The organism is Brevibacillus sp. JNUCC-41 (assembly GCF_014844095.1).
GTDB lineage: Bacteria > Bacillota > Bacilli > Bacillales > DSM-1321 > Peribacillus > Peribacillus aracenensis.
The window spans coordinates 2,489,005-2,503,354 of sequence record NZ_CP062163.1 but is presented as its reverse complement, the minus strand read 5'-3'; the positions used below and the strand labels follow the sequence as shown (position 1 = coordinate 2,503,354).

Here is a 14,350-nt window from a genome sequence, read left to right as displayed (position 1 = left end):
ACAGTCGCCTCCTTCTATAAATCTAAGCGATAGCATTTTACTAAAATATCATGATTTTGAAATTCCTTCGTTCGATCCCGTTTAAAGCCAAACCATTCATATAGTTTAATGGCTTTATGCATCTTATCAGTAGAATGTAGATACAAACTGGACGCACCTTGCGATTTTGCATAATTTACACTAGCTTTTAATAATTCCTGTGCGATACCGCGTCCCCTTGATTCGGGATGAACGGCCAACAACCGAATGATTGGTGAAAAAATCCCAAGTTCCGGCTTTTCATATGCTTTTTCAGATGACTGAAAAAGCTGTAATGTACCAAGGATATCCTGATTGCACTTTGCAACCAACACCTTATCAACATGTGGATTATCCACGGAAGATTGAATGTTTTTTAAATACCCTTCCCAGGCTTCCGGGTTCGAATATTCATGTTCATATTGTTGATAACTTTCAACCAATAAACGGCGCACCGTCTCTTTATCTTCTTCAATCAATTCATCGACTACGATTGTATTAATCATACGTCCTCCTTGGCCCCTTCCTTTAATTGGCCTTTTCTTGTAATAACGATAAGGAATAATCTCTTGATATCCGGTTTAAAAATTGTCGTGTTCGTTCTTCCTTTGGAGCATTGAAAATCTCCAATGGTGACCCTTCTTCAACAATGACCCCGCCATCCATGAAAAGAACGCGATCCGATATCTCTTTAGCAAAACTCATTTCATGGGTTACAATCACCATCGTGATGCCTTCCTGGGCAATTGCTTTTATGACAGAAAGCACCTCCCCAACCAACTCAGGGTCGAGTGCCGACGTTGGCTCGTCAAATAGAATGACCTCCGGATTTAAAGCAAGTGCCCTGGCAATTCCAACACGTTGCTGTTGCCCTCCTGACAATTGCGAAGGGAAATGGTTATGCTTATCTTCCAAACCTACTTTTTCCAATAACAGCTCACTTTCCCGTTTCGCTTCAGCTTTCTTATATTTTTTTGTAACAATTAACCCTTCCATTACATTCTCCAAAACAGTTTTATGAGCAAATAAGTTATAATGCTGAAAAACCATTGCCGATTGTCTTCTAAGGGATAGGATTTCCCTTTTGGTCGCCTTCTTAGACTTCACCTTTATATCCCCCACTTGAACAATTCCTTCATCCGGTTTCTCGAGAAAGTTCAAGCACCTAAGCAAGGTTGTTTTCCCAGATCCACTCGGTCCAAGTATGGTAACTACTTCTCCCTTGCCTATTTTCAAATTAATTCCTTTTAAAACGGGCTGCTGGTTAAATGATTTTTTTATTTCTTTTAAATAAATCATTGTACTCCTCCTCGATTATAGGCAGTGGCCTTTTTCTCAATTAAAAACGAAAGCCCCTCTGCAATGATTGTGAGGCCCCAATAAATTAAACCAGCAGCGATAAATGACTCCAAAAATTTCAAATTGGTGGATGCAACAATATTGGCCGCTCCTGTCATTTCTTTTTGCGATACAACGAAAGCAATGGATGACGTATGCAAGAATCCAATAAAAATATTCGTGAAATTCGGGATGGACTGAGCAATGGCCTGTGGCAAAACAATTCGCGTCATGGCTTGAAACGAATTCATGCCCACGGAATAGGCTGCCTCCATTTGGCCATTGGAGACACTGATAATTCCCGATCTGAATATTTCCGATAAATAGGCACCCGCACTCAACGATAAGGCGGTTAAGACAAATAAAATGATCGGAATGGAATTAGATTGAATACCCAAATCAAACTTTTTAGAAATTTGATCGATTAATAATGGAAAACCGAAATAAATGAGCATGATGTGCATGATAATCGGTGTTCCTCTAAAGAAGGAAACATATCCATTTGCAACTCTACTTAGAAATTTCACTTTATATATCCTTATCAAGGCAACAGTGAGACCGATAATAAAACCTGCAAGAAGAGGAAGAATCGTTAAGATAAGTGTGATTGGAAGTGCTCTAATAATCTCCTTAAAAGCAGTCCAAATGAATGGTATATCAATCGTCAAGTCCTTCCCTCCTCTCTTTGTTATCCAGTAACAGACACATCAACAGTTTGATGCCGATTAATGCGGTTTTCATAAAGTCTGAATATTTTCTCGAACAATAGCACGACTGCATAATAGATAACGGCTAATGAGAGATAGACTTCGAGAGCATGTGCAGTTGCGGCAATCAGTGTCTCTCCCCTACCCATCATATCCATTACGCCGATGGTAAAGGCAAGTGAGGTATCCTTCAAGGATCCGATAATGGAGTTTGCGATATTCGGAAAAGCAATCCTTATTGCCTGAGGAAGCACAATTCGAAAAAAACTTTGACTATTATTCATGCCAACAGAATAGGCTGCTTCCGTTTGCCCATAATCGACTGCCTTAATTGCTCCTCGGAATATTTCTGCGAAATGCGCCCCATTACTTAATGCATACGTAATAATGACAAAATACAGAGCATCCATTCTTGAAATATCAATATTAATGAATATAAGGATTGCAGGCAGTCCATAAAAAACTAGAAATAATTGTATTAAAATAGGCGTTCCCCGAATGAATGAAATATACAAAATGACTATTTGATTCAAAGCAGGGATACGAAATAATCTCAGGATGGCTGCCGCTATCCCGATGACCATTCCTAATAAAACGGATGCTGCCAGAATTTTCAATGTTACGCCAAGATAATATATTAACGTCGGAATGAAATCGACGATTAATGAAGGATCAAATGCTCTCCCCATGCTTTAGCACCTCCGCGCTTACTACTATCTAATTAAAATCCCACTGAATAGTCGGCGCCCAGCCACTTTTTACTTAGTTCGCTAACTGCCCCTTCTTCTTTCAGTTCCACAAGTGCTTCATCAATTCTCTTCTGTAAAGGCGTTTCGTCTTTTCTTAGCAAAAAGTATACTTTTGAATTAAGAAGCGGCTCACCCACAACCTTTTGCTGTGCATCTGCTTGTTTATTTAAGAAGTCGACTGCAAATGGTGTAGTAATGGTAGCATCCGCCCGACCAGTTTTGATTTGATTCTTCGTATCATCTGTGCCTTGGCCAGAATAGACTATTTCAATACCGGCATTATTTTCTTTATTATACTTTTCAAGAAAAACAGCAGAATTGCTCGTTGCACTCACTATCGCTTTTTTTCCTTTTAGATCTTTAATGGAATGGATATCATTGTTGTCCTGATGAACTGTAACTTGAAGCGGAAAGACATTGTAGGGTTCTTTATTAAATAGAAATTTTTCCTTCCGTTCATCATTCACTTCCATTTGATGAGCAACAAAATCTATTTTGTTCGTTTCTAAACTTAATAATAGATTAGAAAATTCCATCGTTTTAAATTCAAATTCATATTCAGGCAGCTTTTCATCGATTTGACGAACCAACTCGACATCATACCCTGTTAGCTTACCATTCTTATCCAAAAAGCAAATATTAGGGAATTGCGTCCCTGTTCCAACAATGATTTTCTGAACTTTTTTATCTTTTGAATCCCCAGATTTTGCTGTACTCGTTGTTTCTTTTGAAGAGCAAGCTCCTAAAAAAGTTAGTAGCAGTGCCATAACAATTAGTAATGTTTTTTTCATCTAAATTCCCCCGTACGTTTTTAATTACTAACAATTGGTTCTTTATTTTCAATAATGCGATACAACGTTTCATCTAGAATTTTACGAAGGTACACAATTTTTTCTCCATCGTGATCCCGTTCAGCAAAAATCTCATAGCCCCTTCTTTCATAAATGGAAACTAGCCAAGGGTGACGATCAGCTGTCGCCAAATAGACAGCCGGCGCTTTCACCTGTTTCCGAAGTGCATTTTCTTCCACCCAGGTTAACAAAGTCGAGCCAAAACCTTTTTGTTTGTATAGGGGGTCGACTGCAAACCACCAAATGAATGGGTACGGACTGAAATGATCAGGATCATTCCATGGATGACGAACTGTCACAGTGGAAACAATTTGGCCCTGCTGCTCTAAAACATAAGTGAGATTCCGCCTAATATTATTCGTCACTAGCTGTAAATCGGCTGTCGCAGCAAGAAAGTTAATATTCAATTCTCTGATTGGTTCATAAGCCCGAAGTGTGACGTTTAGCACTTCTGGAGCATCCTTTACAGTGGCAAGACGGATTAACTGTGTCATGATTTACTCCCCATTTCTATAACTTATTAATTACACAAGAATAGTCGGATTTATTTCTACAATCTTTCCTTAATTCAATCAGTCATACTTATAGACTTAGATTTTAACGCATGATTTTTTGTTATTGTACACGTTTAAGTACTTTTCAAGATGAGGAATTCCAATTTCCGTAACGCTCTCATATACACTACCTCGCCCAATTTCAATAATGGGCACATATCGAACACCATATTTGATTTCTAAAATATCTCGCCGATCATCATGATTGGTAACATCCACCGTTTGATAAGCGATCTCCTTTTCTTTTAAGTATTGTTTAACCTCCTCGCAATAGTGACATCCTTGTTTTGACCAAACGACGACAGATAACGCTTCTCCCATTTCTTATTCCTCCTTCAATTTTTAAATTGATTCTTCAATCATTGATTAATGCTTTCTTTCGCATAACGATTTTCCGGGAATGGAAGCCCCAAGTTGCCTCTTAAGGTTTCTGCTTCATATTCAGTACGATATATTCCCCTTTTTTGAAGGATAGGAACCACATAGTCTACAAAGTCACTTAAAGCATTGGGAACACTTGAAGAAAAGATAAATCCGTCCGCCCCCTTCTCTTCGAACCATTGCTGAATCAAATGCGCTACTTTCTCTGGAGTTCCAATGAAAGAAGTCCGGGGTGTTGTCTCCTTAACTGCTACTTGACGGAGCGTTAACTGTTTCTCCTTCGCTTCCTGTTTAATTCGATCAGTCGTACTTCGGAAACTGTTTTTTCCGATGTCTCCGAGATCTGGGAAAGGTGCATCCAGTTCATATTGGGAAAAATCATGATGATCGAAGTAGCGTCCCAAATAGTCAAGCGCCTTATCTATAGAAACTAGGTTAGCGAGTTCTTGATATTTGTGCTCCGCCTCTTCCTCAGTTGCACCAATGATTGGCGCGATACCTGGCAGAATAACAATTTCATCAGGATTTCTCCCGAATGCAATAGCCCTGTTTTTTACATCCTGATAAAAAATCTTTGCATCTTCCAATGTTGGTTGACCTGTAAAGATTGCATCCGCTTCTTTAGCCGCAAAATTTTTGCCAGCTTCTGATGAACCAGCTTGAAAAACGACAGGTCTCCCCTGTTTAGATCTGGCAATGTTGAGTGGTCCTTGCACGGAGAAAAATTCTCCTTTATGCTTTAATTGATGCATTTTTGAAGGATCAAAAAACTCACCGGACTCTTTATCCCGAGTAAACGCGTCATCCTCCCATGAATCCCAAAGTCCTTTGGTGACTTGTATATATTCTGATGCTATCCGATAGCGTTTGGCATGATCAGGGTGTTCTTCAATCGTTTTGTTATAATTCAAGGCCGTACTCTCAAGAGGGGTAGTAACAAGGTTCCATCCGCCACGACCTTGACTAATGTGATCAAGTGAAGCAAATTGCCGAGCTACAGTAAATGGCTCACTGTATGAGGTGGAAACTGTTCCGACAAGCCCTATTCTTGATGTGAAAGCAGCGAGTGCGGATAAAATGGTAAGTGGTTCAAATCGATTTAAGAAATGCGGTATTGACTTCTCATTGATAAACAATCCGTCAGCAATGAAAAGTAAATCGAACTTTCCCTCTTCAGCCTTCTGGGCCTGCTCCTTATAAAATTCAAGACTAACACTGGCATCTGCTTGAATGTCTGGATGTCTCCAACCAGATATACTCCCTCCAACTCCATGAATAAGCGCTCCAAATTTCAACTTTCTCTGCTCAGACATCAATACTCCTCCTTTAATTAATCGGTTTTCAGCTTTGCTGACATCCACCAACTTCCCTAATTGCTGAAGTCTTTTTAATTTTGGCTCGTAACGTGTTTCTCTTCAGATAAGACTAATTGAAGTGGACTCAACAATCGAAAAGATCTGAACCTTTCTGCTTCCTTTAAAATCGGCGAATGTAGGATAAACTCATCTACCCCGTACTTTTCATGTAAATTTGCTAAGACTTCTTTTACATAAGAAGGAGTTCCAGCAATAATATTGGAATCTTGTTCTTCTATTTCGTAAGGCTCCCCAGACTGCTTCCCGAATAACTCTGCTTGCGCTAGTGTTTGGACCGTGACAGAACGACCGCTTTTGAGATGAACTTTCACAATCTTCTGGTCACCTGTTAACTGTTCTGCTTCTTGTTGTGAAGGAGCAGCAATCACTGAAACCGATACCTTAAAGCTCCCAGCTGGATAGATACTTTGGTAAATGCGTGAAGCATCTTCGAGTACAGTCTCATTACTATTGATAAATCGAGCAAATACATAAGCTATACCAAGATCGGCTGCTAGCCTGGCACTGTCAGCACTTGCACCAAGCAGAAACATCTTAGGCTTTTTGGAAGGGAGTGGTGTCGCTTGAATGCCTGCAAGCGGGTGAGTTTCATTAACTGAATTTTCGATTATTTCTTGCAGGAAAGATAACCGCTCTTCGAAATCTTTTCCATCATTCACAGTTCCAAACTGTAGCGCCTTCGTTGATAAGGGAAGGCCACCTGGTGCCTTTCCGATGCCAAGGTCTACCCTGCCTGGCGAAAGATTCGATAATACGTGAAAGTTTTCCGCCACTTTATATGGACTATAATGCTGAAGCATAACTCCTCCGGACCCTACCCGAATCGATTTTGTCTGGGCTAATAAATAAGAAATCAATACTTCCGGGGAGGACCCCGCCAACTGTTCGGCATGATGATGTTCCGATACCCAGAAACGGGTATAACCCCACTCTTCTGCATGTCTAGCCAGATTAATGGTTTGTTGTAGTGCATCAAATGCTGAAGCTCCTGGAAATATCGGGCTCTGGTCTAAAATACCAAGCTTATAACTCATATTCTCTCCCCCGCTTTAATTCAAAGTTTACTTATGTGAATAATTATATTTTGAAATATCCTATCATTTAGAACATGCTAATGGCAATGGTTTTACTAATAGAAAAAAATATTGTATTGATAGAAAATATCTATCAATTCGATTGTATCTGTAATTGCTGAGGGTTTTTCTCAAATTTCCGAATCGATAAAAGAATGTCTTTCCATAATAAAGGGGATTCCATCCCGTGATTTAAATGCGTCAGATGGATGTGCTGCTTTATCTTGATTAAATGTGACACATCCACTTCAATCAAATTTCCCTGTTCTAACTCTTTTTTAATACATAAGTACGGTAAAAATCCGATACAGCTTCTGCTAAGAATTAGCGACTTCGCCACTTCCAGGTGATCAACCTGAAATTCAATGCGAGGCTCTACATTGGATACTTCAAAAATTTTATGAACATGGTTCCAGTCAAACGCACCACACTCAAAAAATACCAACGGCTCCATTGCTAATTCCTGTACTGTTAGCCCAGTTCGAAGTTGAAATGGATGTCCTGGATACACAACTAAACGAATCGAATTATCAAGGGTTTTGTAATTTTGCAGACCACTATGTGTAACATCCTTCATAAAGGCTATATCAACCTGTTTCTGAAGCAATTTTTCCATTAATGCATCATTTGTTGCTGAAATAAATTTAAAGCGTAAATTTGGGTTTTCCTTTTTCCATAGAGGAAGAGCAAATGGAATAAAGTATTGCGATGTAATGATATTGGCCCCTATCGTTATTTCCTCCAGTTCGCTTCCTCTTTTCAACTGCTTTTTCCCCTGGTGAAAGGTACGAATAATTTGATCCGCAAACGGAATGAAGGCTTTCCCTTTTTCGGTTAAAATAATCCCTCTTCCTTGCCTCTCAAATAGTACTGAATCGAGTTCACTCTCAAGCGTCTTAATTCTTGCCGAAACCGTTGGCTGTGATAAAAACATTGCCTCTGCGGCTTTATGAAAACTATTAAGGTGAACAACATACATAAAAGCTTCAATATGATCAATATTCATCTTGCCAACTCCTTTTTCCAAGTGAACGCAAAAAGCTCCTGTTCGCTTATCACGTTCAGGAGCTTTCGGTTGTCCAATCAGCTCATCACTTATAATAATTCTTTCTCCGATTTTAATCTGATAAAACCAATAAGTAAAGTATAATTTAATTAACTTAACAACCAAAAAATCACGATATATTTTTTACGTTTTCATACATTATGATATTCAAGGAACGTAATAGTAATTATGCAAATGAAAATTTCAGGATTCTAAGTAAATAAAACGAATACTTTTTTGGCCGTTTCAGAACTTTTCCAAGCTGTCCATCCTGTCTAGGTTATATTTTTTTCTCCTTATAAAATAGAAAAGAACGGTCATCCTAATGGAGTAATCCCAATAATGACATAAGGAGAGAAACTACATGCCTCAGCAACAAATTGATATCAATCAATTAAATCAAGCAAAAGCAAACGTTACCCTTACGCAAACCTTACTTTCACAAGCAATTGAAAAATCTTCCTCTGATCCAACTTTGGCACAAGAAGCCATTAAACAAGCTGCTCAAGAAATCGCCCAAGCCCAATCTTCCGTAAATCAGGTTTACAATACAGTACAAGCTCAGCAAGCGGAATGATTTTGAGTATTATCTCGATTAATTAATTCAAAACAAGAAGAAAGAGGCCTATATCCAAATTTAGGAATAGGCCTTTATATAACGAATATTTATGGTGAATCCAAGCTTTTTCAAACCCACTTCTTTAATGGCGGTATGCTTTGAGGGAACTTAAACGCATTGTATGGATCATACCTCGTTTTCACTTCCCTAAGCCGTTCGAAATTTCCTCCATAATACGCAGTTGGCCAATCTTTGATTAGAGTATCCGGCCAATTCACGTAGTCACCGATAGTAAATGGCGACAAGGCATGCTTCAGGTCCTTGATCCAACGAATGTTTAGCCGTTCTTCTTCTGGATTGGCCCATGTAGCCTGATACTCCTGGGCGATGATGGCATCGCGATAATAAAAAGCCGTATCCTTTGGATCTTTAAGGCCCTCCACTCCTCCCAGGGATTGGTGCCAAATGGCTGCATTTTCATTTGGAGCATTTTCTAAAAAATGTTTCATGGTCATGATTGCTTGCTGTGGAAAAGCTTTTTCAATGAAAGATCCTGACCTCTTTCGATACGCCGGTTGGTTTCCAGCTGGATAATCAAAGAATCTTACGGCTTCAATGTATGGAACTTCCTTTATCATGACATTTATTGGTGAACCAGTTTTTGTCAAAGGCTTTAATAGCAGCTTCAATCTATTTGACGTTCCAACAAATTCACCTTGAGCAATAATTTCGTTTGCTTCCTTTGCCTTGAATTCTATTTCTGAAGTTAAGCATTCATCAGCTTGAGGGGCCCAATCCTGCCAGGCTTCAAATACCTCTTCGAAATCTTCCCACCCCCATGTGACGGAGAAAATGGATACCCTTGATACGGGGTGTACCCTGAAAGTAAGAGAAGTGACTATGCCAAAGTTCCCCCCTCCTCCCCCGCAGCATGCCCAAAATAAATCACTATTGATTTTCCTATTTGCTTTAATGAGTTTGGCGCCCCTCTTTCCACACGCCCTCACCATTTCTATTTCAAGTAGATTATCACAAGTAAGACCAAAGCGCCTCGTTAACATACCTATACCACCGCCGAGCGTAAGACCTACAACACCAACACTGCTTTCGGTACCAGCCGGAATCGTCGTGCCATAGTTCCATAACGTATTATATACTCGCCCTAAATCAGCTCCAGCTTCAATTTTTGCGATCATTTTTTCACGATTGACCTTGATATTGTACATTTCACTAATATCAATGACTAGACCGCCATTCACTAATGAAAAATTTTCATAACTGTGCCTGCCGCTCCTAACCCGGAAAGGTGCATGATTTTCCCGGGCCCACTTCAATGAATTCAACACATCATTGGCATTTTGACAAAACACAATAACCTTTGGGAATTTAGCAAAACTTAAGTTATTATTTATCCTGGCATGCTCATACTCAGCATCATTAGGTGTAACGATACGCCCGGTAAGCTTTGTTCTTTCCAAAAAGATGACCCCTTCCTCGGGTAAATATGTTACATCCTATGAAAAAACCTCGCAGAAAGATACATTCCCCCTGCTGACACTTCCTTGTAATGGTGTCAAACTAGCTCTACTCGTTATTTTTGAAGTTTTACTCATGAATTTCGCTGTTTTACTCGTGAATTCAACAGCTTTACTCGTGAATTCCACGGTTTTACTCGTGAATTCCGCTACTTTACTCGTGAATTCAACGGTTTTACTCGTGAATTCCGCTACTTTACTCGTGAATTCAACGGTTTTACTCGTGATTTCCGCTACTTTACTCGTGAATTCAACGGTTTTACTCGTGAATTCCAGCTTTACTCGTGAATTCAACGGTTTTACTCGTGAATTCCGCTACTTTACTCGTGAATTCAACGGTTTTACTCGTGAATTCCAGCTTTACTCGTGAATTCCGCTGCTTTACTCGTGAATTCAACGGTTTTACTCGTGAATTCCACTACTTTACTCGTGAATTCCACTACTTTACTCATGAATTCAACGGTTTTACTCGTGAATTCCACAATTGATCCCAAAAGACAAAAAGCCCTTCTCGAATTAAGAGAAGGGCTTTTTGTTATCTTATCCCGAAATCTCATCATCGGATTTAACATCCAATGGTATTCGCTTATCCATTTTCAGCATGTAATAGCTTGCTGCGACCAAGGCTAGGAAAACGATCCCGACAACCAAGGAAATCCTTGTGCTAGGATTGATCCACATACCGACCAGCACCATCAGTAAAAAGGCAATTGTCGCATAGTTACTGAAAGGGGCCAAAGGCATTTTGAACGGATGTTTCTCCATTTCAGCAGCATTCACCTTTCTGAATTTAAGCTCACTGATAAGTAAGACAAACCATGGAATCATCCCGGGCAATACACTCGCACTGTACACATAAAGGAATAATTGCGGCGGTGCAAGGTAATTCAGGATAACCCCGATGCCCAATCCCAAAAGTACAGCAATCGTGCAATATGCCGGCACTCCATTTTTAGATACTTTAGCAAAGGCTTTCGGAGCCTGGCCATTCAATGCCAGTGTATAAAGCATACGTCCTGCACTGAAAATCCCACTGTTGCATCCAGACATTGCCGCGGTGATTACGACGAAATTAATGATTCCTGCCGCAGCAGTGATACCTATTTTGGCAAAAGTTGAAACAAATGGACTGCCTAGGTCATCCAGTTGATCCCAAGGGAATACTGTCACGATGACGAATATAGCACCAATGTAGAAAATTAAAATGCGCCATATGATTGTTTGGATCGCTTTTGTTACGGTCTTCGTTGGATTTTTCGCTTCCCCGGCTGTTATGCCGATAAGCTCAACACCTTGATAGGAAGCCACGACTAGGGAGAGAGCGAAGAAGAATCCTGTCCACCCTCCAGTAAAGAAGCCGCCATTTGCCCAAAGATTCGATAATCCGATTGCATCCCCGCCATTCCCTATTCCAAAGAAGATAAGGCCAAGGCCGGCAATGATCATCAATATAATGGTTATGATTTTTATTAGCGCAAACCAAAATTCAAATTCCCCGAAGGATTTAACGGAAATGAGGTTTGCTGCCCCCAAGATGATCATGGCGACCACACCTGGTATCCAAGCAGGTAACTCCGGGAACCAATATTTCATATACAACCCAACCGCGATGATTTCGGACATTCCGACGATTACCCATTGAAACCAATTGCTCCAAGCAGTCATATAACCTGCCAAGGGATGTATATAGCTACTTGCAAAGGTTGCAAAAGAACCTGTAGTCGGTTCTAAATATAGCATCTCACCCATGGAACGCATGATGAAAAATATAAAAATACCTGCGATTGCATAAGCAAGCATAACAGAGGGCCCGGTCCATTTGATCGTGCTAGCAGAACCCATGAATAACCCGACCCCGATGGTTCCGCCTAAAGCTATCATTTGAATATGTCTTGATTCCAGCCCTCTCTTTAATTCCTTGTTCGACATGATTAACTCCCCCAGATGCAATATCGGTAATGCTTTTCCATCCTTGCCACGAACACTCTCTTTTAATTAGAAATGCTTTATCGTAATCAATATTACATAACACTTCTATTATGTTTTCTTATCTTATAATAGTAAATATTCTGTAAAAGTACAATTGTATTTTTGAAAAAAACAGTTACCAATAATATCTTGTCGACTTTTTAATTTAAAAATATCATTTTAAAAAAATGATATTCAGTATTTTATAATAGTGATAATTCAAAAAGAGTAGAAAACAATCACTTCTGCTTAAACCTTAAGTTAATACAGACCACCATTAAACTGCACATAATGCCTGTTTCATTTCAAAAAAATTTGTTGACCTTCTGAAAAATAGATGATAGAATTCCAATATTATTTTATAAGCATAATGAATGATCCAACAGTGGAAGATTAACACTGAAAGACATTTCTTCACAACCGCATACAAGCAAGCGATGAATGCTATGGATGACACTATAGCAGGAGCAGCTTCTGGAGAGACTGTACAAGATGCAGCGCCGAAGGATTCACAATCTCAGGCAAAAGGACAGAAGAGTAACGAATGATAGAATTGTTATTCTGAACCCTTTAAGAGATTGGTATTATCCAATCTCTTTTTTTATTGTCCAATTTGTGATGGACTTAAAACTACACTCTTGAAAACCAATGGAATAGGCAAGCAGGGCAAAAAATCACGCCCCTCTCTCCAAGTCCATGCAGGTTGAAATCATTCACTAACAAGACTACTAAAAACGGGGGCGCAAGAATTGGCTAAACAGGAATTAAAAAGAGATTTAAAAAATCGGCATGTACAACTGATTGCAATAGGAGGAACCATTGGCACCGGTTTATTTTTAGGATCCGGAAAAGCCATACAATTGGCTGGGCCTTCCATTATATTCTCCTATCTGATAATAGGGATTGCCTTGTTTTTTGTAATGAGGGCGCTGGGCGAATTGCTATTATCCAATGCGGGTTATGTATCATTCACTGAATTTGCAACCGAATATGTCGGTCCATGGGCTGGATTCGTGACAGGTTGGACATATTGGTTCTGTTGGATCATGACCGCAATGGCCGATATTATAGCTGTCGGTGTCTATATACAATATTGGTTCGATATCCCTCAATGGATTCCGGCTCTAATTTGCCTAGTCATTCTGTTAGGATTGAACCTATTGACAGTTAAGTTATTTGGCGAATTGGAATTCTGGTTTGCCATCATTAAAGTAATCACGATCATTACCTTGATCATCGTAGGAATCATTCTTTTGATCATCGGCTTCAATACCAATACCGGAACGGTTTCCGTAACGAACCTATGGAATCATGGGGGCTTGTTCCCCAATGGCATTTCCGGATTCCTATTATCTTTACAGTTGGTCGTATTCTCATTTGTCGGTGTCGAATTGGTCGGGGTCTCCGCAGCGGAAACGGCGAACCCGAGAAAGAACATTCCCTCTGCCATCAATAAAATCCCTGTCCGGATTTTACTTTTCTATGTTGGTGCCCTATTCGTCATTCTCTGTGTCAACCCATGGACACAACTTGATGCCTCGAGCAGCCCATTTGTAGAGGTCTTTGCGTTAATCGGCATTCCTGTCGCTGCAGGAATCATCAACTTCGTCGTGTTGACATCCGCTGCTTCTGCATGCAACAGCGGTTTATTTTCAACAAGCCGGATACTCTATACGTTAAGCAGGAATGGCGAAGCCCCTGCTAAACTGGAAAAATTAAATAAACAGGCTGTTCCAAGCAATGCCTTATTAACATCCACCATCGTTGTATCAATAGGGGCATTATTGAGCAAGCTGATACCGGAACAGGCGTTTACCGTGGTGACGACCATCAGTGCCATCTGTTTCATTTGGGTATGGAGCATCATCTTGATCTCCCATATTAAATATTCGAAAACAAGGCCTGATCTAAGAGCTCAATCGACTTTCAAGGCTCCTTTTACACCCTTTGTCAATTACGCCATTTTAGGATTATTCCTATTCATCCTTATTGTTATGCTATTCGCTGAAGCTACACGACTATCACTGCTCTTGACCCCAATCTGGTTCATACTCTTGGTGATACTCTATAACTATCGGAAAAAATATAACTAAAGGAAATAAAGCCTTGAATTCGATTCGAATTCAAGGCTTTATCCGTCCATGAAACAGATCAAGAATAGGCAATTGGCGTGTTTTTGCTAAAATATATCAGCTA

Annotated in this window: 16 protein-coding genes and 1 riboswitch; of the genes, 3 read left to right on the top strand and 13 right to left on the bottom strand. The window is 39.8% G+C overall.

The genetic code is table 11. The features are described from left to right. Positions 1–14 precede the first annotated feature (14 nt). The 10 genes from JNUCC41_RS12255 to JNUCC41_RS12210 form a co-directional block, all read right to left on the bottom strand. Positions 15–524 carry a GNAT family N-acetyltransferase gene (locus tag JNUCC41_RS12255; protein WP_098370539.1) on the bottom strand — a complete coding sequence of 170 codons (510 nt, stop codon included), beginning with the start codon at positions 522–524 and terminating at the stop codon, positions 15–17. Positions 525–546: 22 nt separating this feature from the next. Next, a complete protein-coding gene (locus JNUCC41_RS12250) occupies positions 547–1,317 on the bottom strand; it encodes an amino acid ABC transporter ATP-binding protein (RefSeq protein WP_192207805.1) in 771 nt (256 codons plus the stop codon). Then, positions 1,314–2,024 (bottom strand): amino acid ABC transporter permease, encoded by a 711-nt coding sequence (locus JNUCC41_RS12245; protein ID WP_098370537.1) that lies wholly within the window; start codon positions 2,022–2,024, stop codon positions 1,314–1,316. Before JNUCC41_RS12245 ends, JNUCC41_RS12250 begins: the two co-directional genes overlap by 4 nt. Positions 2,025–2,044: 20 nt before the next feature. Then, a complete protein-coding gene (locus tag JNUCC41_RS12240; RefSeq protein ID WP_192207804.1) occupies positions 2,045–2,752 on the bottom strand; it encodes an amino acid ABC transporter permease in 708 nt (235 codons plus the stop codon). Positions 2,753–2,784: 32 nt separating this feature from the next. Then, positions 2,785–3,603 (bottom strand): transporter substrate-binding domain-containing protein, encoded by an 819-nt coding sequence (locus tag JNUCC41_RS12235; RefSeq protein WP_141992634.1) that lies wholly within the window; start codon positions 3,601–3,603, stop codon positions 2,785–2,787. Positions 3,604–3,623: 20 nt separating this feature from the next. Next, entirely contained in the window at positions 3,624–4,157 is a 534-nt protein-coding gene (locus JNUCC41_RS12230) for a GNAT family N-acetyltransferase (protein WP_141992635.1), read from the bottom strand. A gap of 96 nt (positions 4,158–4,253) precedes the next feature. Continuing rightward, entirely contained in the window at positions 4,254–4,538 is a 285-nt protein-coding gene (locus tag JNUCC41_RS12225; RefSeq protein ID WP_192207803.1) for a glutaredoxin family protein, read from the bottom strand. A gap of 38 nt (positions 4,539–4,576) precedes the next feature. Continuing rightward, a complete protein-coding gene (locus JNUCC41_RS12220; protein ID WP_192207802.1) occupies positions 4,577–5,911 on the bottom strand; it encodes an LLM class flavin-dependent oxidoreductase in 1,335 nt (444 codons plus the stop codon). A gap of 74 nt (positions 5,912–5,985) precedes the next feature. Next, entirely contained in the window at positions 5,986–7,008 is a 1,023-nt protein-coding gene (locus JNUCC41_RS12215; protein WP_144527926.1) for an LLM class flavin-dependent oxidoreductase, read from the bottom strand. A 133-nt stretch (positions 7,009–7,141) separates the two neighbouring features. After that, positions 7,142–8,053 carry a LysR family transcriptional regulator gene (locus tag JNUCC41_RS12210; protein WP_192207801.1) on the bottom strand — a complete coding sequence of 304 codons (912 nt, stop codon included), beginning with the start codon at positions 8,051–8,053 and terminating at the stop codon, positions 7,142–7,144. Positions 8,054–8,456: 403 nt separating this feature from the next. On the opposite strand from JNUCC41_RS12210, the gene JNUCC41_RS12205 reads away from it, so the two are divergent. Then, a complete protein-coding gene (locus JNUCC41_RS12205) occupies positions 8,457–8,669 on the top strand; it encodes a hypothetical protein (protein WP_057278656.1) in 213 nt (70 codons plus the stop codon). A gap of 110 nt (positions 8,670–8,779) precedes the next feature. Here JNUCC41_RS12205 and JNUCC41_RS12200 read toward each other — a convergent pair whose 3' ends face one another. Beyond that, positions 8,780–10,129 carry an FAD-binding oxidoreductase gene (locus JNUCC41_RS12200; RefSeq protein WP_192207800.1) on the bottom strand — a complete coding sequence of 450 codons (1,350 nt, stop codon included), beginning with the start codon at positions 10,127–10,129 and terminating at the stop codon, positions 8,780–8,782. Positions 10,130–10,262: 133 nt separating this feature from the next. Here JNUCC41_RS12200 and JNUCC41_RS12195 point away from each other — a divergent pair, with 133 nt between their 5' ends. Next, the gene (locus tag JNUCC41_RS12195) at positions 10,263–10,556 is read left to right on the top strand and encodes a hypothetical protein (protein ID WP_192207799.1); all 294 of its coding nucleotides are present in this window, start codon (positions 10,263–10,265) and stop codon (positions 10,554–10,556) included. Here the strand turns inward: JNUCC41_RS12195 and JNUCC41_RS12190 are convergent. Both JNUCC41_RS12190 and JNUCC41_RS12185 read right to left on the bottom strand, forming a co-directional pair. Continuing rightward, positions 10,528–10,680, bottom strand: a complete 153-nt coding sequence (locus JNUCC41_RS12190; RefSeq protein WP_192207798.1) for a hypothetical protein — start codon at positions 10,678–10,680, stop codon at positions 10,528–10,530. The two genes, JNUCC41_RS12195 and JNUCC41_RS12190, sit on opposite strands and share 29 nt — an antisense overlap. A gap of 46 nt (positions 10,681–10,726) precedes the next feature. Further along, positions 10,727–12,115: an amino acid permease gene (locus JNUCC41_RS12185; protein WP_192207797.1), complete on the bottom strand. Its 1,389-nt coding sequence runs from the start codon at positions 12,113–12,115 to the stop codon at positions 10,727–10,729. Between the two features lie 503 nt (positions 12,116–12,618). Beyond that, a riboswitch (glycine riboswitch) is annotated at positions 12,619–12,697 on the top strand. Between the two features lie 206 nt (positions 12,698–12,903). On the opposite strand from JNUCC41_RS12185, the gene JNUCC41_RS12180 reads away from it, so the two are divergent. After that, positions 12,904–14,247, top strand: a complete 1,344-nt coding sequence (locus JNUCC41_RS12180) for an amino acid permease (protein ID WP_192207796.1) — start codon at positions 12,904–12,906, stop codon at positions 14,245–14,247. Positions 14,248–14,350 lie beyond the last annotated feature (103 nt).

Excerpts from the sequence above, each read along its gene's own strand:
- JNUCC41_RS12215 (WP_144527926.1), bottom strand. The coding sequence starts at position 7,008 with ATGAGTTATAAGCTTGGTATTTTAGACCAGAGCCCGATATTTCCAGGA.
- JNUCC41_RS12230 (WP_141992635.1), bottom strand. The coding sequence starts at position 4,157 with ATGACACAGTTAATCCGTCTTGCCACTGTAAAGGATGCTCCAGAAGTG.
- JNUCC41_RS12240 (WP_192207804.1), bottom strand. The coding sequence starts at position 2,752 with ATGGGGAGAGCATTTGATCCTTCATTAATCGTCGATTTCATTCCGACG.
- JNUCC41_RS12225 (WP_192207803.1), bottom strand. The coding sequence starts at position 4,538 with ATGGGAGAAGCGTTATCTGTCGTCGTTTGGTCAAAACAAGGATGTCAC.
- JNUCC41_RS12255 (WP_098370539.1), bottom strand. The coding sequence starts at position 524 with ATGATTAATACAATCGTAGTCGATGAATTGATTGAAGAAGATAAAGAG.
- JNUCC41_RS12195 (WP_192207799.1), top strand. The coding sequence starts at position 10,263 with ATGAATTTCGCTGTTTTACTCGTGAATTCAACAGCTTTACTCGTGAAT.
- JNUCC41_RS12210 (WP_192207801.1), bottom strand. The coding sequence starts at position 8,053 with ATGAATATTGATCATATTGAAGCTTTTATGTATGTTGTTCACCTTAAT.
- JNUCC41_RS12220 (WP_192207802.1), bottom strand. The coding sequence starts at position 5,911 with ATGTCTGAGCAGAGAAAGTTGAAATTTGGAGCGCTTATTCATGGAGTT.
- JNUCC41_RS12235 (WP_141992634.1), bottom strand. The coding sequence starts at position 3,603 with ATGAAAAAAACATTACTAATTGTTATGGCACTGCTACTAACTTTTTTA.
- JNUCC41_RS12205 (WP_057278656.1), top strand. The coding sequence starts at position 8,457 with ATGCCTCAGCAACAAATTGATATCAATCAATTAAATCAAGCAAAAGCA.
- JNUCC41_RS12185 (WP_192207797.1), bottom strand. The coding sequence starts at position 12,115 with ATGTCGAACAAGGAATTAAAGAGAGGGCTGGAATCAAGACATATTCAA.
- JNUCC41_RS12250 (WP_192207805.1), bottom strand. The coding sequence starts at position 1,317 with ATGATTTATTTAAAAGAAATAAAAAAATCATTTAACCAGCAGCCCGTT.